This window comes from Paenibacillus nanchangensis, assembly GCF_046543445.1.
Lineage (GTDB): Bacteria > Bacillota > Bacilli > Paenibacillales > Paenibacillaceae > Paenibacillus_AQ > Paenibacillus_AQ nanchangensis.
Window position 1 is genome coordinate 59,532 of the sequence record NZ_JBHOFD010000015.1, and the last position, 20,031, is coordinate 79,562.

16 protein-coding genes are annotated in these 20,031 nt (G+C 58.0%); 7 read left to right on the top strand and 9 right to left on the bottom strand.

The genetic code is table 11. The features are described 5' to 3' along the window. Positions 1 to 828 (bottom strand): EcsC family protein, encoded by an 828-nt coding sequence (locus ACE6ED_RS13855; RefSeq protein ID WP_410827849.1) that lies wholly within the window; start codon positions 826 to 828, stop codon positions 1 to 3. Positions 829 to 1,157: 329 nt separating this feature from the next. Between ACE6ED_RS13855 and ACE6ED_RS13860 the strand changes: the two genes are divergently transcribed. Next, complete coding sequence (locus ACE6ED_RS13860; RefSeq protein WP_410827763.1) at positions 1,158 to 2,078, top strand: SDR family NAD(P)-dependent oxidoreductase; 921 nt, start codon at positions 1,158 to 1,160, stop codon at positions 2,076 to 2,078. Between the two features lie 167 nt (positions 2,079 to 2,245). On the opposite strand, the gene ACE6ED_RS13865 is transcribed toward ACE6ED_RS13860, so the two are convergent. After that, entirely contained in the window at positions 2,246 to 2,716 is a 471-nt protein-coding gene (locus tag ACE6ED_RS13865) for a GNAT family N-acetyltransferase (protein ID WP_410827764.1), read from the bottom strand. A gap of 342 nt (positions 2,717 to 3,058) precedes the next feature. Here ACE6ED_RS13865 and ACE6ED_RS13870 point away from each other — a divergent pair, with 342 nt between their 5' ends. After that, entirely contained in the window at positions 3,059 to 4,288 is a 1,230-nt protein-coding gene (locus ACE6ED_RS13870; RefSeq protein WP_410827765.1) for a MerR family transcriptional regulator, read from the top strand. An 18-nt stretch (positions 4,289 to 4,306) separates the two neighbouring features. After that, the gene (gene nudK / locus ACE6ED_RS13875; protein ID WP_410827766.1) at positions 4,307 to 5,257 is read left to right on the top strand and encodes a GDP-mannose pyrophosphatase NudK; all 951 of its coding nucleotides are present in this window, start codon (positions 4,307 to 4,309) and stop codon (positions 5,255 to 5,257) included. 312 nt (positions 5,258 to 5,569) lie between these two features. Here the strand turns inward: nudK and ACE6ED_RS13880 are convergent, their stop codons facing one another. The 3 genes from ACE6ED_RS13880 to ACE6ED_RS13890 form a co-directional block, all read right to left on the bottom strand. After that, positions 5,570 to 5,836, bottom strand: coding sequence for a hypothetical protein (locus ACE6ED_RS13880; protein ID WP_410827767.1), 267 nt, complete (start codon positions 5,834 to 5,836; stop codon positions 5,570 to 5,572). A gap of 328 nt (positions 5,837 to 6,164) precedes the next feature. After that, positions 6,165 to 7,031 carry an SDR family oxidoreductase gene (locus tag ACE6ED_RS13885; protein WP_410827768.1) on the bottom strand — a complete coding sequence of 289 codons (867 nt, stop codon included), beginning with the start codon at positions 7,029 to 7,031 and terminating at the stop codon, positions 6,165 to 6,167. Between the two features lie 94 nt (positions 7,032 to 7,125). Beyond that, positions 7,126 to 7,719 (bottom strand): NAD(P)H-dependent oxidoreductase, encoded by a 594-nt coding sequence (locus tag ACE6ED_RS13890; protein ID WP_410827769.1) that lies wholly within the window; start codon positions 7,717 to 7,719, stop codon positions 7,126 to 7,128. Positions 7,720 to 7,869: 150 nt separating this feature from the next. Here ACE6ED_RS13890 and ACE6ED_RS13895 point away from each other — a divergent pair, with 150 nt between their 5' ends. The 4 genes from ACE6ED_RS13895 (at position 7,870) to ACE6ED_RS13910 (ending at position 11,383) form a co-directional block, all read left to right on the top strand. Then, positions 7,870 to 8,295 carry a MarR family winged helix-turn-helix transcriptional regulator gene (locus tag ACE6ED_RS13895; RefSeq protein ID WP_410827770.1) on the top strand — a complete coding sequence of 142 codons (426 nt, stop codon included), beginning with the start codon at positions 7,870 to 7,872 and terminating at the stop codon, positions 8,293 to 8,295. Positions 8,296 to 8,389: 94 nt separating this feature from the next. After that, positions 8,390 to 8,623 (top strand): hypothetical protein, encoded by a 234-nt coding sequence (locus tag ACE6ED_RS13900; protein WP_410827771.1) that lies wholly within the window; start codon positions 8,390 to 8,392, stop codon positions 8,621 to 8,623. Beyond that, complete coding sequence (locus ACE6ED_RS13905; RefSeq protein ID WP_410827772.1) at positions 8,620 to 10,617, top strand: GTP-binding protein; 1,998 nt, start codon at positions 8,620 to 8,622, stop codon at positions 10,615 to 10,617. Before ACE6ED_RS13900 ends, ACE6ED_RS13905 begins: the two co-directional genes overlap by 4 nt. A gap of 142 nt (positions 10,618 to 10,759) precedes the next feature. Next, positions 10,760 to 11,383: an acetate uptake transporter gene (locus ACE6ED_RS13910; protein ID WP_410827773.1), complete on the top strand. Its 624-nt coding sequence runs from the start codon at positions 10,760 to 10,762 to the stop codon at positions 11,381 to 11,383. Between the two features lie 228 nt (positions 11,384 to 11,611). Here the strand turns inward: ACE6ED_RS13910 and ACE6ED_RS13915 are convergent, their stop codons facing one another. The 4 genes from ACE6ED_RS13915 to ACE6ED_RS13930 all read right to left on the bottom strand — a co-directional run bounded on the left by ACE6ED_RS13915 (position 11,612) and on the right by ACE6ED_RS13930 (position 20,017). Further along, a complete protein-coding gene (locus ACE6ED_RS13915) occupies positions 11,612 to 17,689 on the bottom strand; it encodes an S-layer homology domain-containing protein (protein WP_410827774.1) in 6,078 nt (2,025 codons plus the stop codon). A gap of 118 nt (positions 17,690 to 17,807) precedes the next feature. Continuing rightward, positions 17,808 to 18,344, bottom strand: coding sequence for a DinB family protein (locus ACE6ED_RS13920; RefSeq protein ID WP_410827775.1), 537 nt, complete (start codon positions 18,342 to 18,344; stop codon positions 17,808 to 17,810). Positions 18,345 to 18,429: 85 nt separating this feature from the next. After that, the gene (locus tag ACE6ED_RS13925; RefSeq protein ID WP_410827776.1) at positions 18,430 to 19,368 is read right to left on the bottom strand and encodes a helix-turn-helix transcriptional regulator; all 939 of its coding nucleotides are present in this window, start codon (positions 19,366 to 19,368) and stop codon (positions 18,430 to 18,432) included. Beyond that, positions 19,361 to 20,017, bottom strand: a complete 657-nt coding sequence (locus ACE6ED_RS13930; RefSeq protein ID WP_410827850.1) for a GNAT family N-acetyltransferase — start codon at positions 20,015 to 20,017, stop codon at positions 19,361 to 19,363. Before ACE6ED_RS13930 ends, ACE6ED_RS13925 begins: the two co-directional genes overlap by 8 nt. Positions 20,018 to 20,031 lie beyond the last annotated feature (14 nt).

Consider the following 20,031-nt stretch of genomic DNA (forward strand, 5'->3'; position numbering starts at 1 on the left):
TTATAACGTGCCCCCTCCCATTTCGGCCAGACGGGCCATAATCCGGCGTTTTTTGTACAGCATATGCGCCGCTTCGGCCACATCCTCCAGCGCCTTCCGGTTGGTGTAAGCGCCAAAAAACATTCCGGCGATCGGCACCGCCTGGAGCATTTTTTTCCAGCCCCAGTTGTCGCGGTAGACCGTCATCACTTCACGCCAGCCCTGGATTTTGGAAACAGCGGTTTCCGTTCCCGGCGCTCGTCCCTCCGCTGCAGCGTCCAGCTGATCCAGCTCCTGCAATATCGCCTGTTTTCCCACAATATCGGAGGAGGCGAACTGCATTACTTTTACCGTGAAAATCCGTTCTTCTTTGGTCGTAGGATCATAGCCGTAGCAGAGCGCAATCTCCTGAATGACCTTGAGCGAAAGCCCCAGGATAGCCGGAATGTCCGCTGCCAGCGTAAAAATACCGCCGAATCCGGTGGTCGCCCCCTGCGCCGTAGCCATATTCCGCCGCGTCTCGGTCAGCCGCTGCGCCGCTTCGTCCATAATTTTGACCGGATAAGGACCGCTTCCGGTTCCGCCGGCGGCCTGGTTTCGTTCTGCGAGCAGCTCCCCCACCATTTTTCCGGCCACAAGATAATTGCCTCCATTCTGGATATACCCGCCGATCTCGTCCAGCAGCTGGCCGACTTTGTCGTGAATGAATTTGGGCGTTGCCTTATCCAGAAGCTTGAAGGGCAGCCGGGCCATGCGGTCCCAGATCATCAGCTTTTTCTGGTCCTTCTCCCATTCCTCGACCTCGGCCAGCGCCGAGCGAAGTTCCTCCTGCGTCTCAAGTTGCGTCATACCGTTCATAATGTGTCCTCCTCCACGCGATCATAGGGTTCGCTTTCTTAAATCGACTATACTCAAGAATTGAAGGTAAAACTAAGCCGACACTGCGGCAAATTGGGACTTTTTAATCCAGTCTATACGTTTTGCGTTGTTATACGCGGGAGAAGGCCGAGAGTTCCGTCCACCCCTGCGCGTCCACGTAATTTTTATTACCCGCATCCTTTGGCGCTGCCTATAACCGTTCTATTTTATCCACAAAAGAAGACTCTTTCTCTATTCCGGGTATGTTAATAAGGTGACCAGTGCCGGTCAAACCATTTACCGAAACGGAGGAGACACAGATGAGCCAGGAAGAAGCAGTGCGGGGAAAAACGGTTGTCGTTACAGGCGCATCCAGCGGATTCGGAAAGGGTGTGGCGTTGAAGCTTGCCGCGCAGGGAGCCAATGTCGTGCTCGCCGCCCGCCGGACCGAGCTCCTTGAAGAGCTTGTGCGGGAATGCGGCGGCAGCGCATTTGCCGTCCCTACGGATGTCGGGAAACCGGAGGAAATCGAGCGGCTGGCGGGCGAAGCTGTTGCGCGGTTCGGGCGGATTGACGTATGGATCAATAACGCGGGTGTAGGATTAATTGGACCGTTTACGGATCTTCCGGCCGAAGATTTGAACCGGGTGACGCAAACCAACCTGCTGGGGACGATGTACGGCAGCCAGATTGCGCTGCGCCATTTTAAACAGTGGAAAGCGGGAACACTTATCAATGTCGGATCAATCGCCGGAAAAGTCGGGTTTCCGTACTACACGGCCTACAGTGCAACCAAATTTGCCGTGACTGGCCTGACCAAAGGGCTGCACCGGGAAATGGAGCTCGAAGGCCTGGGCGATATTCACGTCTGCCTCGTGCATCCTTGGGCGACCGATACCCCTTGGTTCGACCATACAGGCAACTATACCGGACGGACCGCCCGCATGAAGCCGATGGAAGATCCCGATCATGTGGTGGATGCCATCGTGGACCTGATCGCAAATCCGAAAGAAGAAGTTGAGGTAGGGGCCTACAGCAAAGGCACTACGCTGTCCAGCCACCTGTTCCCGGACATGACGGAGAACATCAACGCCAAGCTGGTTGCCAAAAACATCAATGATGCGCCGTCCACGCCAATGACCTCAGGTAGTCTGCATGAGCCGATGCAGCACGGAACCGGAGTCTGCGGCGGCATTAAAGAACGGATTGAACGTGAAGATAAAATTATGAACCGGCCGTAACGCAAATGGGAGCTACGGGTGAGTTTGCGTCATCTTCCAACAAATTGAAGCAGATCGGCAATTCTACGGATAAACAACGGAAAACACTAGTGCGCTCCATAAGTCCTCTATGTTTACAGTACGCAGTAAGCCGGCGCCGCAGGATAGCGGCCGCCGGCTTACTGTTGCTACAGCCGCTTCGTCATATGACGGTGCGGCAGGCCGATTTCCGTGAATGGCTCGCCAGTTACGGTATAACCCAGCTTTTCGTAAAAAGGGACCGCGCTCTGACGGGCATGCAGCGTAATCTCCCGGCAGCCCCGGGACGCCGCTGCGGCCTCCGCATATTCTACGAGCGCACGTCCGATGTTCCGTCCCCGGGCAGCCTCGTCCACAGCCACCTGCTTCATTTGCAAGGTGTGGAGGCCGGAGCGGCGCAGCAGCAGGACGCCCGCCATCCGGCCTTCAAGCCGGGCGGTAAAATGCAGATCCTCCCGCTCCCCTTGCAAATTATCGTTCCGGATATCCATTCCAAGGGGACGCCGGAGTACACGGTCCCTCAGCAGAAGCGCTTCTTCATACTGCGGCGAACCCCAGGCGATGATTTCAAGCTCGAGTTTAGACTCCTCCAAATGATCCGGGCGGCCGATGGGCTCCATTCGTTTCTCCCCCTTTTTTGTGTCCAAGCTCTAAAATTGAATTTAGTGTACTCTATTTTCACGCTCCAGCAAACGCCTCTTCCAAAAAACGCTTGCAGGTGACGCGACGTCACCCGGTATACTGAAGGCAAGCTGGGCGTGTGCGCTGGGCAGGATTCGGCGCAATGCACAGGCGGTTATGGCTGTGCTGCATCGTGCCTGGATGAAAGCCAGGGCTGTTATAAATGCGCAGTATCATGCCTGGATGAAACATCGGGCCATTATAGCTGCGCAGCAGCATGCCGGAGTAAACCATGGCAGCCGCGCCTATAATCTGGCAGCAATGAAAGGCGGGGAATACATTTGAACAAAACGGAATGGACGACCGGACAGTTGTTCGGCCTTACCGGGGTCACGGTCAGGGCGCTCCGCTACTACGACCGGATCGGTCTGCTGAAGCCTTCCCGGGTGCATAACGGGGTCCGGCTGTACGGAAAAGAAGACCTGATCCGGCTCCAGAAAATTTCGACCCTCAAGTTCATCGGACTTGGCCTGGACGATATACAGGAAGCGCTGGAGCGTGAAACGGAGGGGTTAGACTTACGGAGTTCCCTTTTTCTGCAGCGCCAGCTCATCCGGCAAAAAATCCGCCACATGCAGCGGGTCGAGCAGGCGGTCGACCGGTCGATCGGCGCACTGGACCGCCGGGCGGACGAGCCGGACTGGATGGAGCTGGCGGATATCATCCAGACGGCGCGCCGGGACAGCGATTGGAGCGACCAATACTTGAATGCCGCCCGGCTTCAGGCCCGGACGCGTCTCTACGACAGCTTCAGTGTGAACCCGGTGGGCTGGCACCGCTGGTTGTTCGATCATGTGCTGGAGGAGGGCGGCAAGCTTCAGACCGGAGCTGCACCTGACGGCCGGCCGCTTAAGGTGCTGGATATCGGCTGCGGCGACGCTTCGCTCTGGAACCGGAACCGGGAGCGTATTCCTGCTGACTGGGATATCACGCTTGCGGACGCTTCCTCCGGCATGCTGGACGAAGCCCGGGCGGCGCTGGAGGATGCTGCCGGGCGCTTCCGCTTTCAGCACGCCGATATACAGGCATTGCCGTTTCCCCCGGGCAGATTCGATCTCGTTTTTGCCAACCATATGCTTTATCATGTGGAGGACCTGAACCGTGCCGGGTCGGAGCTCCGGCGGGTGCTCAGCCCGTCCGGCAGTCTGTTTGCCTCCACGATGACGCCGGAGCATCTGCGGGAGATGGAGCTGCTGGCCCGCGAATTTGACTCCTCCCTCCAGGTGCTGGACCGCGCCGTGGAACGGTTCAGTCTTCATAACGGAGCCGAGCGGTTCGCCGCCTTCTTCGAGGCAGTCCGGCTCATCCGGTACGAAGACGCGCTGGAGGTCAACGAAGCCGGTCCGCTGATCGGCTATATGACGGCCACCGCGGCGGATGCGGGGCGTCTGCTCCGCGGGGAACGGCTGGAAGCGTTTGCCGCTTTCCTGGAATCCAAAATCAACGAAGCAGGCAAGCTGCGTTTATCCAAAGACATGGGGTTCTTTTTGTTCCGGCCCCTGCTGCCCTAATTTAAGGAGGATGTAAACATGAACCCGAATGTTACGATCAAATCGGTTCAGCTGTTGTCCGACAACTGGTACAAGCTGAATAAGTATACGCTGGAATACCGGCGGTCTGACGGCACAATGGAAGAACAGCAGCGGGAAGCTTACGACCGCGGCAATGGTGCGGCCATTCTGCTGTACAACCGCAGAAGACGGTCTGTCATTCTTACCCGCCAATTCCGCCTGCCGACCTATATTAACGGCAACAGCAGCGGCATGATGATTGAAGCCTGCGCCGGTCTGCTCGACGAGGACAGCCCGGAGGACTGCATCCGCCGCGAAGCGGAAGAGGAAACCGGATACCGGGTATCTGATGTGGCCAAAGTCGGGGAAGCCTATATGTCGCCAGGGTCGGTCACCGAGCTGCTGCACTTTTTTGCCGCGGAATATGCCGATGACATGAAGACAGGCACCGGCGGAGGGCTGGAGGATGAACAGGAAAATATCGAGGTGCTGGAGCTTCCGTTCGACCGGGCGCTTGCCATGATCGAATCGGGCGAAATCCGGGACGCCAAAACGATCATGCTCCTGCAGCATGCGAAGCTGCATGGCCTTGTGCCGCCGCCTCCGGCTCCGCTGCATATCTTTGTCGTGGGCCCTTACCGTTCGGGCACCGGAGACGATCCCGGCCGGATCGCCGCCAACCTCCGCGCCATGAACGAGGCTGCCCTGCAGCTGTACCGGATGGGGCATCTGCCGGTTGTGGGCGAGTGGTATTCCCTGCCGCTCTTGGAGACGGCCGGATCGACCGGACCGGACGACCCTCTGTTCGAGGAGCTGTTCCACCCGACCGGCATGCGGCTGATCGGGCACTGCGACGCCGTCCTGCGCATCGGCGGCCCTTCGGCGGGAGCGGACAAAATGGTCCGGCTGGCAGAGGAAGCCTCCAAACCGGTTTATTACCGGGTTGAGGATGTGCCTGGACTGGCCTAAGCCGGCACACTTTAGGGCGCTCGCTTTAGCGGTAACCCTAAGAACACTGCTGGATAAGGCGGCCAGCCAAGGAACAAAATAAAACGATGACCTATGTGTAAAAAACCGGGGGCAAGGATACTTTTCCTGCCAACCCGGTTTCATTTTTGCCAAAAGCAGGCTGCCCCACAAGAATTGTCACTTGTGAGGCAGCCTCTTACCGTTAATAACTTTGTTTACCGAAAGCCTCTATGCTTCTGACTCTGCTTCTGCCTTTATGATACTGCCTCATGCTGCTGCCCATGCTGCTGTCTCTTTCAACTGCCTGCTTACCTATTGGTTCTGCCGATGCAGGGAGGACAGCCGTTCCCGCTCCTCCTCCAGCATCTCCTGCGCGAGTGCCGCGCCGGGTTCGCCCGAAGACTGCTGCGCCTGGCGGACCGCCTGTTCCGTATGGGTCAGCGTATTGTCCGCCTGTTGAATCATCTGGTCTGTCGGATGGCTCATGGCCTGCGTTACCGCCCGGTGCAGCCGGGCTGCTGAGTCCTGGGCCTGGGCCGCCGGTTTATCGGACTGCAGACTGGTATGATCATACTCCATGTTCGAAAGGTCCCCTTTTCCTAGAAATTCGGTGGCTCCTCTATAAGTTGAGCCGGGGAGTACACCCTTATGCATGGAGGTAGAAAACATGCTTGAGTTCAGCAGGTTCTGGCAGGGCGTTTGCCCTACGGTCTGATCTCCCTTCTCCAAATCAGTGAATTCAGTAACAACTTACCCGCTTTATTGCTCCCCACACTCCCGCTCCTCTATACGGACAAGGGGGCACCAGGCTTTCTCTGCTGCACAGCAGCCAATGTATCTGGGACACATCCCTTTTCAAAAAAACGCAAACAGGCTGCCCCTTAAAGGACAGCCCATAGGTTATGCATTAAGCCTGCGGTTGACCGGCCAGCTCCCGCAGACCCGTTTCGAGCGGAGTCTGCGGCCGGCCCAGCAGCTTCTCCAAATCGCCGCTCTCGATATCGAGCGCGCCTTCACGGATAGCGGCTTGAATTCCGACCACGATCGGCAGCGCAGCTTCAGGAACACCCGCTCCGGCCATAATTTCGCCGTAGGTTTTGTCGTCGACCTGCTGCACCGGAACCTCACGCCCCAGCACACCTGCCAGAGCCGCGGCCAGTTCCTCCTGGGAAACCGGCTTGCCCGACAGCTCGTAAACCGCATGCTCATGGCCTTCGCCTGCCAGCACGGCCGCGGCGGCTTCGGCATAATCGCGGCGGAGCGCCCAGCCGACTTTACCGGCTCCTGCCGAAGTCAGCCATGGAGCGCCGCTTAGTACCGCTTGAATCGTTGCGCCTTCGTTCTCCAGATACCAGTTGTTCCGCAAAAAGGCGTACGGAATGCCCGAAGCCTTGATCGCTTCTTCCGTCGCACGGTGCACCGGCGCCAGGAACAGCGAGCTGGTGTCCGCATGTCCTACACTGGTGTAAGCGATAAATCCGACGCCGGCGCGTACAGCCGCGTCAACGGCATTCCGGTGCTGGCGGATCCGCGTCTCGTTGTCTCCATCCGCGGAGACAATCAGCAGGCGGTCTACGCCGGCAAATGCTGTATCCAGCGTCTCAGGAAGATCGAAATCGCCATGACGGACCTCCACACCACGGCTGCGCAGGCCTTCGGCTTTTTGGGGATCGCGGACACTGACGGCAAGATTTTCGGCAGGCACGGTCTTAAGCAGTGTTTCGGCTACAATGGAACCGAACTGTCCGTTGGCTCCGGTCAACATAATTTTCATATACAATTCCTCCCTAATCAAATGATCATCTTGTAACTATTGTAGTTACATGTCATCCGATTGTCAACCCGACGTCCCGCACTGCCGCCAACAACTAAGCTCCTTTTCCGCCCGCAAAATACCGACGCACCTTCTCCAGCTTACGAGTATGCCCTCCTTTGGGGCTTTCCATTGATCCAAATTCAAAAAACTTCACCTTACGGATGCCCACAAACCGGAACAGCGCCCGCTTCATCAGCACCTTATGGGCATTATTGAGCGTCAGCCGGATATACCCTGCCGGACCCTTCATGGTCGAAATGCAGACAACGCTTTTTCCCTTCAGCAGCCCTTCGGGATAGAGGCGGTTTGGCAGATCCCGGTAAGCAAAATTTGAGCTGAAAAGACGGTCGATGTACCCGAGCAGCATCGCGGGCGGACGTCCCCAAAAAATCGGATAAATCATCACAATCCGCTCCGCCCACAGCAGCTGAGCCCGGTATTTCTCCGTTTCAGGATCACGGTGCATATCCCGTCTCCGCTTTTCCTTGTTATAAACGAGCACCGGATTGAACTCCTCCTGGTACAAATCGAGCACTTGAACTTCTTCCCCCGCTCCGCCCGCCCTTATACCTTTCTGCACAGCTTCCAAAAAAGCGCCGTTCAGACTTTCCCGGTTCGGGTGCGCGTACACAATCAGCGTCTTCATCTTTTAACCCAGCCTCTCCATTTGTTATCTATTGATAATTTTCATTTGATAACTATAATAGCGGTGGAGTAAATAGTTGTCAAATGATAATTAGATTGCATTCCCAATCGTTATTTGTCATAATCAGCTACATAGCGTGAGGTGATAGACATGACAAATCAAGAGTTCCCGCGTCAGCTTGTTGAATTCGCGATCGCCTTTAACAAGATGTCGCACCAGCTGCTTACCGCGGTCCGGCCGGAAGGGATGACCGCGCTGCATTTTGAGCTGCTGCATTTTTTATTGACTGAGCAGGCGGCTACGCTGACCCAAATCGCCCAGTGTGTGGGCATGTCGCTGCCGAACACCAGCCGGGAAATCCGGAAGCTGCAGGAAAAGGGCCTCGTGGGCAAAGCCGCCGGCCTGCAGGATAAACGGATCCAATATGTCAGCCTGTCCCCGGCAGGTTTAGAACTGATGCAGGCCGCCTCTCTTAAGCTCGAACAGCTGGTTAAGGAACGGTACGACGGGTTAAGCGAGGCAGAAGCTGCGGCTGTGTCCGAAGCGGTCGCCGTGCTGAGCGGCAAACTGCTGTAAAGTGCAAAATGCTGTAAATTGCAAACATAACATAGATCTCTATACTCTGAGGGCAGGCTGCCCAAACTAATCTATTGTGGAACAGGTGATGGATATGACAACCGCAGAGCTGGAGTATACGGACCATAAAGGCGGGCTCCGGCCAATCATTCCGCTCCGTGTGAAGGAAACCGGCGCGCTGTACCGTCCGCTGCAAGCGCCGGGTGCTGTGACCGGCGAAATACAGTCCAAGCCGAATTCGGGCCGCCGCTTTACCGCGCCCGATCCTGACGGACTGCCGCTGAGCATTTGGGGCGGATGGCCTTCCAAAGGAGACGGCCCCATATGACAGCGCAGACGCACAGCCGCCGGAATGTCGGGATTTTTGCACACGTCGATGCCGGCAAAACAACCACAACTGAACATCTGCTCTATGAAAGCGGTCGCATCCGCTCCCTGGGAAACGTTGACCGGGGAACCTCGCAGACCGACTGGCTTGAGGTGGAACGGGAGCGCGGTATTTCCGTGAGGTCCGCAACAACAATGTACATCTGGAATGGAATTGCCGTTAATCTGGTCGATACTCCGGGCCATGTGGATTTTTTGTCCGAGGTGGAACGTTCGCTTCGGGTAATGGACGGGGCCGTGCTGATTGTTTCCGCGGTGGAGGGCGTGCAGGCCCAGACGGAGGTGATCTGGCATGCGCTGCGCCGGCTTGGCATCCCTACTCTAATCTACGTGAACAAAATGGACCGGATCGGCGCGGACGCCGGACGGACGCTGGCGGATATCCGCAAACAGCTGTCACGGCAGGCGGTTCCGGTTCAGCTCCCGGACGGTGTTGAAGACGGGTTCCGGGGCGTGTTCGACTTGTGGTCCGCCTGCCCTGACCGGGCAGGAAAAGATGCGGGAATCGACATGGTCGAGACGCTGGCCGAAACCGACGAGCAGCTGCTTGACCGTTATTTAGAGCAGGGACCGCCGGCCTTTCCCGATACGCTGCGCAGCTGGAAGCCGGCGTTCCAGGCTGCAGCACACCGCTGCACTCTTTTTCCAGTCGTGTACGGTGCTTCAGGCAAAGGAATCGGTATCCGCGAGCTGCTGGATGCGATCTCCGATTATTTGCCGGCTCCCGCCGGGGACCGGGATGGGGAGGTGTCAGGCGTCGTTTTTAAAATCGAACGCGACAAGACGATGGGACGTATGGCGTTTGTCCGTCTGTACCGGGGAACGCTGCGCAACCGGGAGACCGTTCACAACAAATCGCAAGGGCTGGAAGAAAAGGTCACGCAAATCCGCAAAATCGACGGGCGCAAAGCCGAAGACGCCGGGCTGCTTGAAGCGGGCGATATCGCCGCGGTCTGCGGCCTGCAGCAGGCCCGGATCGGCGATATTCTCGGCAGCGGCGAAGGCGTTCCCGAGGAAGCCCGGCTTGCCGTTCCGCTGCTGACGGTGCAGGTGCACTGGGCAAACGAACAGGAATACCCCGCTGTAGTTCAGGCGCTGCAGGAGCTCGCCGACGAAGATCCGCTGCTGGATCTGCATTGGCTTCAGGAAGAGCGCGAGCTTCATCTGAAGGTGATGGGGCCGATTCAATTGGAGATTTTGTCGCAGCTGCTGGAGAGCCGTTTTGGACTGAAGGTGACCTTTGGCCAGCCTTCGGTGATCTATAAGGAGACGCTCAAGGGAGCGGGCGAAGGTTTTGTCGCCTACACGATGCCGAAGCCGTGCTGGGCGATTCTGCGGTTCCGTATGGAACCGCTCCCGCGCGGATCCGGACTGCAGTACAGCGCGGAGGTCCGGGCCGAAGATCTGCTGCCGCAGTATCAAAACGAGGTGGCGCGCCGGGTGCCGGAAGCGCTGCAGCAGGGGCTGTCGGGCTGGGAAGTGGTTGATCTGCGCGTTACCCTCATCCAGGGGGAACATCACGTCTGGCATACGCACCCGCTCGATTTCGTTGTGGCGACACCAATGGGAATTATGGACGGGCTGAACCGGATTGGCACAAAACTGCTGGAGCCGATGCTCCGGTTCCGGCTGACTGTTCCGGAGGAATTCGGAGGCAAAGTCATGAGCGACCTGGTCCTGATGCGCGCCGTGTTCGACCCGCCCGCCCAGCACGGCGGCCGGCTTATATTGGAGGGGCGGGTGCCGGTCGCCACTTCGCTGGATTATGCGGTTAAGCTGGGTTCGCTGACCAAGGGACGCGCGGCGCTGACAACGTTTTTTGACGGTTACGAAGAATGCCCGGCGGATGTCTTCGCACAGCGGCCGCGGCGGGGCGTGAATCCGCTCGATACATCCAAGTATATCCTAAGCGTCCGGAATGCCTTATCCTCATAGTCCTCATTAGTTATGACACTTTGCGGAATATGCGGCAGAGGGGCTAGGAGAAGCCTCCGAATTACTATATACTGTTGCAGTGCCCATCCGGCATCGGCGGAAACGGGACAACCCATTATACTTTGGAGGCTTCATACGCGACATGCAAACCGCATCCCCCTCTCACGTAAAAATTGTAACGGCCGATCCCAGCGGAATCGGCCTGTTCGGACTGGCCGTCGTGACGCTGGTTGCTTCATCCCAGAAGCTGGGTCTGACCGAAGGCTTGAGCTTCATCGTACCCTGGGCGGTATTTCTCGGCGCTTTCGCCCAGCTGTACGCCAGCATTCAGGACGCCAAACATAATAATACGTTCGGCATGACCGCCTTTGGCGCCTACGCTTTTTTCTGGTTCGCCATGGCAGCGGGCTGGATGATTAAACTTGGCACCTTTGGCCCGGAGCTGGCCGCAAGCGTAGACGGCAAACAGCTTGGGTTCGCGTTTTTTGCTTACCTGGTCTTCACGCTGTTTATGACGATCGGCGCGGCGGAAACACATAAAGTACTGTTTTTTATTTTTATTTTGATCGACTTTTTGTTTCTCGGCCTTACGTTTGACGCCTTCGGCATTATGCCGGAGCTGTTCCATAAGCTCGCGGCCGTATCCGAGCTGCTGATCGGCCTGCTTTCGCTTTACGGCGCGGGAGCCTCTGTGCTGAACGTCCACTTTGGCCGGACGTTCCTGCCGGTCGGCCGCCCGTTCGGCATCTTCAAGCCCCGCGCTTGATCCGCTTTTATTCTCCACACCCGCACGCCGATCCGTGCGGGTGTTTGGCGTTTTTCCGGTATCGTGCGCCCGGTTTCTGGTGGCGGCAGCCTAGCGTCTGCATCTGGCGGGCAGTCTGCTGTCTGACGGCCGCAATCTAGCGTCTGTCATCCGGCGTTTCCGAACAAGTAAAAAAGCAGCTTCCCCTGACTTTCACAGTGGGAAGCTGCTTTCAGTTCACCGCCCGGCTTACAGCCTGCCGAGGAAGTTATAGACCGCTTGCGCCGCTTGGGCGCGGTTCGTGTTGGCTTTGGGATCGAGACGTCCGCCGCCCGTGCCCTGGATCAGCCCTGCCTTCAGCATGGCTTCCATGGCAGGCACAGCGTAGCCGGACACCTCGGATGCATCCTTGAAGTTCTGAATGCCGGCGGACCCGCTGCCGCCGGAAGGCGAAGGCAGCTTCGAGCCGGACAGCTCCGCCACTTGATACAGCATCACCATCATATCCTGACGGGTGATCCCGGCTTCCGGACGGAACCGGTTATCGCCTTCGCCCTTCACCAGCCCCAGCCGTTTGGCTTCCGCCAGATATGGCGTGTAGTACTTGTTCGCGGCATCCGCAAAGTTGATTGCCGCTTGCGCGCCGGATGGCTTGAGTCCAAAGGCATTCATCGCCATAATCAGGAAGTCCGCTCGGCTGACGCCAGCCTGCGGCCGGAAGCTGCCGGCTCCCGCGCCTTGAACGATCTCGCGGGCCGACAGATAGTTAACCGCCGCATAATGCCAATCGTTCGCCTGCACATCCGCAAATGGCACCTTTTTGTATGCCACCGCAAACGTGCTGAAGTGATTTGTGCGGAAGACCATGGAGCCGGTCTGCGCATCGTAACGTCCGTTCGCTACGGCTGCGGCGGATCCATCCTCTCCAATCGACCAGATTACCAGATTATCCGTCTGTTCTCCCGAAGCCGGAACGTAAGGCAGCGAGATTACAGCTTCCGTACTGCCGCCAGTCCACTGCGCCGGAGCGCCTCCGATCCGGAGGGACAAATTCACGGCCGGTCTTTCGCCTACGCCTGCGTGGACGTTGGCGCTGAGGCCTTCCCGTACGGACCGTCCGATCACAAGCTCTGCATACTCGCCGGCATTCGGCATCTGCGCGAGCATATCGGACGGGAGCGTTACGGCCACTGCCGGAGAAATGAAGCGGTAGCGGTCGCTGCCGCCGCTGCGTTTCAGGAATTCGGACGGCAGCCGGAGCACAACGTCCCCTCCATGCTGCTTCCCTTGTGCGTCCAGCTCAAGGGTAATCGTGCGGACTCCATCCACAACCTGCGCTTGGGCCAGGGCCTCATTCAGTGCGCTAGCTTCCGGCGAAGCCACTGCTTGGCCCGCTTCGAGCTTGGTGGCAACCGTTACGGCGCCTGCAGCTGGCGTTTGGCCGGACGGCTGCGTTCCTTGCGAACCGCCCGCAGCAGCCCCGGGGCTGCCAGCAGAACTGCCGCCCGGATTGGATCCCGGAACGCTGCCGCCACTGCCCGGGTTCGTGCCCGGATTCCCACCAGGACTGCCTCCGCCGTCATCAGGGTTCGCACCCGGATTCCCGCCAGGATTACTTCCGCCATCACCAGGGTTCGTGCCCGGGTTGCCGCCAGGATTGCCTCCGCCATCACCAGGGTTCGTGCCCGGGTTGCCGCCAGGATTGCCTCCGCCATCACCAGGGTTCGTGCCCGGGTTGCCGCCAGGATTGCCTCCGCCATCACCAGGAACCGCGGCGGTTCCGGTCGTGAAGCGGTAAATCGGACTCAGCCGCTCCGCGCCGTACTCATCGGTTAGCTCCATGTACCAGTAGTAGGTATGGTTAGGCTTGAGATTTTTCCACAAGGCTGAAGCTTCCGATCCAGAGGCAATATCATTCTGCTGGCCGATCACGCGCTCCTTGTATACATTCAGCGCAAAATAATCGGTAGCCACCCGTTTTTTCGTATCCCGGAAGGCAAACGGCTCGGTAAAGTCCTCAATCGCATCGTCAAAAAAGTTGTAATCGTCGAGATACGGCGAATACGTATCCACGTCAAGCGTTCCCGCTCGCGGGTCGAATTTCAGCAGGCGCAGATAACCGCTGCCGCCGCTCGGTCCGCCCTGATAGTCCGCCAGCATTTCAATCACCTGCCGCGAGGAACCGTCCGGGTTCTGCACCGTCTTCACTACGCGGTTGGCCGCATGGTAATGGCCGCTCAGCACGAGCTGGACATTCGGATTCGGCGCGATGACTTGATCAAACACATTTTGCGCCATGTTGGACAACGTGCCGTTTGTCTCCAGATAAGCGTGCATCCCTACGATTGCTACCCGGTCCGCATGCTTTTTCAGCACTTCATTGGCCCATGCGATTGTTTCAGGCGTATCTTCCAGACCAAACCCGATATACAGGACAATAAAATCATGCCCGCCAAACGAAAACAAATCATAATGGTTTCGGTTATTGTCCATCTGCCCGCCGTACCATGGATTGTTTTCGTACCGGCCGGCGCCGACATAACGTCCGTAGTTTGTATAATCAACGCCGTCGATAATCACATCATGATTACCCGCAAGCACGCCGTAAGGCACGCCGGCTTCGTCCAGCTTGTCCAGGTTCCGGTCGGCCACCTTCCACTGGGCTTCATCGTCCGCTTTGTTGACGATATCGCCGGTATGAATGGCGTAGCTGAACGTTCCCTTACGGTACTGGTCCACAATCCAGTCGCCCATTTTATCAAAAATCTCCGGATACGACTCGGCATAATACTGCGTATCGGTAAACCAGAGAATCGTAAACGGATCGTTGACGCCCTTCACTTCATCCTGCACCATCGCCTGAATTTTGCCATCCCGCACATAACGGGACGGTTCCACTTCCGCGGCAAGCTCGATGTCGCTTTCCTTCGCGTCTCCGGTCGCCGACTTCAGCGCCGTCCACTTGCCCGCTGCGTGGTCCCATGCGTACAGCGTAACAATCCGGCCGGGCAGCGTACGCCCTTTCCAGTACAGCTCGGCGGTGTCCCCCGGCTGCAGCGCTTCGTCCAGCTCGATTTCAAACCGGTGGTACGGGAAGCCGGCGTCCGTGTCCGATACCAGATAGTCCCCGTCCGCCTTGGCGACTTTCGCCTGTTCTTCAGCGGACAGCCCCGCTTCGCCCTCCGGAGTCAATACGAGCGGAGGCTCACGGTCGGCCACGTTCCGGTAGCCCTCTACTCCTTCGCTGCGCGCAAAATCATATTTGCCCGCCTCAAGGAACCGGACGTCCAGCCGGTCGCCGCTCGGATCGGAGACATGGGCCCGCAGCGCCGCGTCAGCCGGCACGTTTTCCGCAAAGTCCGCTGGCGACACTTCACCCGGCGCAAGCGGCTGCTCTTCGCCGATCAAAAACGTGCGTTCCGCCGAGGCGGTGTTCCCCGCTCCGTCGTGTACAGTCACCTGCAGGCGGTGCTCGCCGGGTGCAAGAGCTGTCGAGGAGGTCGAGTACGGCAGCTCCACCGCCGCGCCATCGAGCAACGCTTCCACCTTCCGGATGCCGGTCAGGTTATCGGAGGCGGCCACATCGAGCGCGAAAGCTCCTTTGAGGGCTTGTCCTTCCTCTACCGGTCTGTTTTCGCCGGATACAATGGCTTCAATGACAGGATCGGTATTGTCGACCATGACATCAAAAGCTTCAAGCTCATCCGTTCCAAGCGTCATGGACAGCGGATAAACGCCGTCTTCCATGCCCGCGGTATCCAGCTCCACATAACGGGCAGTATACTTTTCGTCCGGTATGGAGAAAAGGAAATCGCTGACCATCGGTTTGTTCGGGTTGCTGCCGTAGTCGGCATCCCCCAGTCCATAATAAGTATCTTCGCGGTAATCTACCGTGGTCTGGCTCAGGTTGCCCAGGTAGCTGTGCACCTTGTCAGGCTTCACAACCGATCCGTCCGGCAGCACCAGATGCACATTCATCACTTCAAAATCATCATGATTGTTAATCCCGAACACCTTGTCATGCTCGCTGACCTGATAAGGCGCATTTTCGTTGCCGGTATGGACCGATACAACAGAGCCGGTGACGAACAGATCCGGGGTCATTGGAAACATGGACCACGCGCCATCCGAGTATTTCGGTACAATCCGGGTAAAAAAGGAAGTCTGCCCCGCCGGATCAAGCGCGCTCGCCGAGGCCTGGTAAATCTGGTCCACGCCGCGTGTCTGCATGCCGAGCTGTACGGTGCCCGGCAGCGCTTTGCGTGCCGGAAGCGGCTGCCCGTCCAGCCGGACCTCGATGGCATCCTGCGCACTGCCGCCGTAAGCGTAGAAGGCCGCCTTGTCTTTAAACATGCTGCCCGCTTCAATCGACAAACCCGGCTCCGGCAGCTCCGCGCCTGTTCCGGTTTCACCTACGGTCAGCAGTCCGCCCCGCGAGTTGTAAGGGACCCGGGTCCGGTTACCGCTTTCGTCGTCGGCTTCAACAATATAACGGTAAGCCCCCGTCCCTGAAAAAGCCACCGATCCGCCGTACACGTATTTACCGGCTTCCTGTCCGGTCAGTTCCAGCGGCACACTGCCGGTGTAGACCGTCGCCTCGTTGGTTGCCGGACCAAAAAATACTTCCGCTCTGGCCAGCGGCTCATTGCTGATTACCTGCACAGCGTACGGTTCGTTTTTGCCCAAATTGTAGCGTGTCTGCTCGTGCTCAAGAACAGGAGCGGTCATATCCACGCCTTCCACGGACGGAACCTGGCCCGGATCGATGCTGCCCGGGTTGGCGTACATCCGGTTGTCCAGACGTTTCATCGTATGTCCGGTTTCCGGGTAGGTGTAACGCACTACGGCGTTGCGCACATCATTGACCAGCCTGTCAGGGCTGTCCGGCGTGCTTGAGTCATACCAGGCCTCTACCAGATAACGGTCCGGCTCATCCGGACCGGATAAGGCAAATCCGCGCTGCAGCGAGTTCGGCAGATTGAAATCTGACGGCTTCGAATTATCGTAAAAAATCACATCGCTGTCTTTCAGCGTAGAGTTAAAGTGCAAATTGAAGTCCGCCGTCGTCGTGTATCCCTGGCCGTTGGTTATGGCTTCCTTGGCGAACCAGATCACCGCCGCGCTGTACGGTTCGATGGCCGTATGCTGTGGAATAGTCCACTGCTTCGGCGCCGTGGTTCCCGGATACAGATACCATAAACGGTAATCCTTCAAATCCAGTGTCTCATTTGAGTTGTTGTAGATTTCTATATACTCGTATTGGTTACCGCTGCCCCAGCGGTAGTCGCCGGCCGGATTCGGGAGAATCTCCGTAATGAGGATACGCGGAACCTCTGTATTTGCTGCGCCTGTCAGCGGAACGGCATATTCCTCGGACCGCGTTGTTTCAACGCCGTCATAAGCCTCAAAATAATAATAAAGCTTGTCCCCCTGCAGCTGGGCGGAAGGAACAACGGCCTCATAAACGTCTCCCTGCACAGACTGCGCCGGAACTTCCGTAAACGGGCCGTTCACTGCCGATTTGTGGAACAGCTTGACCTGCAGCGGATCGCCGTCTTCATCATAAACGCTTGCCGATACCGTCAGATCCTTCAAGCGGTCGGCCGAAGCCGCCGGCTTATGGACGATGGACGGAGGCTGATTGGCAGTGGAAACGAGCTGTCCGGGCTCGGTTAAGCCTGCCGAAGGCAGCGCTTCCCGGGCATAAGCAGCCATGACCGGTCCGCTGGAGGGGAGCTGGAGATGCAGGCTTTTCCCGTCACCGACGTCGTCCGCGGTATAATACACCTCGCTGAGAATCGCGGAGTTGTCATTTTTGCGGGTTATGTATAGGCCTCGGTCCGTGTTGTTAAGCCCGTCCTGGCCGCGCAGCTTAAACACCGGCACACCGTCCGGTACGGAATGATAACGTCTGAAATCCGCTTCGGTCAGGTTCCGCGCGGCGCCGGTAATAGAGGAGCTTGTCCGTTCCATCCACAATACGGCCGGGCTGTTCGCCGGGATAACCACATCCGCAGGATTGCCGTAGACCGCATCCACTACGGATAAGTCTTTTGTGCCGGTGTTGTAGTTGTACCGGATTTTATACTCCTCATTGAAGGCTAGTTCCCGGTCTGAGGCATTGTAAATTTCCACAAATTCAAACAGATCCGCCCCGCCCGCTCCCTCAATCTCATTCTGATTGGACCGGTCGTCTGGATACACCTCTGTGATGAATATCCCCGTACCGGCCGCCGCCGCTGCCGTCCCCGCCATTGCAGGCTGGATGAACTGGGCGCACAACATGCTGCAGGACAAAAGAACGGCCAACCACTGCTGTTTCTTCATGTTTTCCTCCCCATGCTTTTTTTCACTTTAAAGAGCATAGCGGAGGGAGGTAAAAGGAGTGTCAAAAAAAGTCGATTTAAATGTAAATTTATGCAGAACTTCGTCTAATAATGCATAGTTACGCCAGATTGGCGCGCAAACGCTCTTCCTGCCGCAGATGATGGCGGTAATGCATTTCGACCAGCCGGTACCATTCCGCCGCATTCAGTTCCCCGAATCCGGGATGCGCTATAACACGGGAGCTTTCCGATTCCAGCAGCCGGTTTGACATGTCTTCCATTGCACGGCTTACCCGGGACAGCCCCTCCGCCAGCTCTTCCTTGGACTCCGGCTGGGCTGGAGTATACTGCGGCGAATCCGGTACACGAATCCTGACCGGCGGAAATTCGCCCTGCTCAAACGCCGTTACTCCCCGTGGCGTTTTCCCGGCGGATAGCTCCCCGCCGCCTGAACCCGTAAGACAGCTGTCCGCATTACGCAAATGCATATGCAGCGCCGACTGAATCAAATGCACATACATTTGGCCGAGTGACCATTCACCGTCCTCCCGCTGCTTCAACTGATCCGGCGTCACGGTCTCCAGCCCGCGGATATAATCCGCACACAGCGCCTGAAAGCTTTCTAATGTTGACTTAATTTCCTGTTTGTTTTCCATCCCAATCGTCACTCCCTGTGCAAGTTATGCTTCTGTTTTGCTCTACCTGTCCCCATCATACAAAAACGCTGCTGACAGCGTTATGTCAGCAGCGTTCCAGCATTTTTTGTGCTTCCTGGCGGACTCTCTCCCGCAGGAATTCCGGCTCCAGCACACGGGCCTCCGCTCCCCAGCCGAGCAGCCAGCGCAAAATTTCTTCTACCCGCCGTACACGCAGCTGCAGCTCCAGTTCTTCCCCTGCGGGTTCGGCCGAGTCGATATAAAAATAACCTTCTTCCTGTACTTGCCGGGCTGCGGCAGGACTAAGCCGGATTCTGACCTGCAGTTCCCGGTCATCGGGCGGCGTGTAGTCCGCAAACACAAAATCCGCAGGAACGGCAAACGTCTCCTCCAGCAGCTCTACCTCCTGCATGCGGGACAGCCGGAAATGCCGCACCGCCTTCCGCAGTTCACAGTAAGCAATCAGTACCCAGACGCCTTGAAGCAGCGCAAGCCCGTACGGATGAACGGTCCGGTCCGCCGGCTCCGAATCACGGCCGGCAGAATGCCCGCCATACTGGAACCGCAGCTTGCGTTTATGCAGCACCGCCCGGCGCACTGCCTCCAGCCTAACCTTCCCCTGCTCGTCGCTGGCGCCTCCCGGGACAAGCCGGATTGATGCGCGGGTCCGGTCGGCATCTGCCCTGACCCGCTCCGGCAGTACGGCCTCCAGCTTGGCGCGGGCAGCCGCGGCGCTGTCGCTGTAAAGCGCGTCAAAATGCCGGCCGATAAAATCGGCACCCACCAGCAGGGCAACCGCCTCCTCGGCGGTGAAGCTGACCGGCGGCAGAAAATACCCGTCCGGCAGCGAATAACCTTGGCCGGGAGCGCTGACAATCGGGACACCGCCTTCGCTCAGCGCCTGAATGTCCCGGTAGATCGTGCGGACGCTGGTCTCAAACTTCGCGGCCAGATCCTCGGCCCGAAGCCTGCGGCAGCGCTGAAGCTCCAGCATGATCGCGAGCATGCGGTCCGTTTTATTCATGGCCGCCCCGTCCGTTCAGTCCTCCTCTTCCGCCTACTCCCGCTGGACCGCCTGGATCGCTTGACCTGGTTGGCCTGCCTCGGCCCCCGGCCCCAGCCTGCTCTCCGGAATCCGTAAGGAGCTCAGCCGCCTCACCCGCCGGCCATTTTTCGTACACCCGGGTATATAACGTGCTCACACATTGCCTGAACTCCGCCTGCGTCAGGGGACCCGGATAACTCATCAGAAGGAGAGGGAGATTAGGCTGGCCCTCCCGAAGCGGCGGCTGCTTATACGGGTAGCGGTTCAGGAAAAACCCCAGCCGCTCATAAAAACCGATACGCCGCCCTGCAAATTCCGTCGTGTCTGGCGGTTCCACCTCAAGAATAACCGGCACCCGGCCCGCCGCGTGCTGGTATTCCCGCATCATCTCTCCGCCGAGACCAAGTCCCCGCGCCCGCGGATGAACCGCAATATGCTCCACAAACCGCAGGTTGTCGAACTCCCAAACCGCCATAACGGCCAGAAGCTCCCCGTCCTCTCCCTGCTTCGTCAGCAGCCTGTACTCCGGACGTTCCAGCAGCTTCCGCTGGCCTGCCAATGTGCGGATTTCCGATTCGGGAAACGACCGTTCCAGCAGCTCGTACACTTCTTCAAACGTTGCCTGCATCACCTTTTACATCC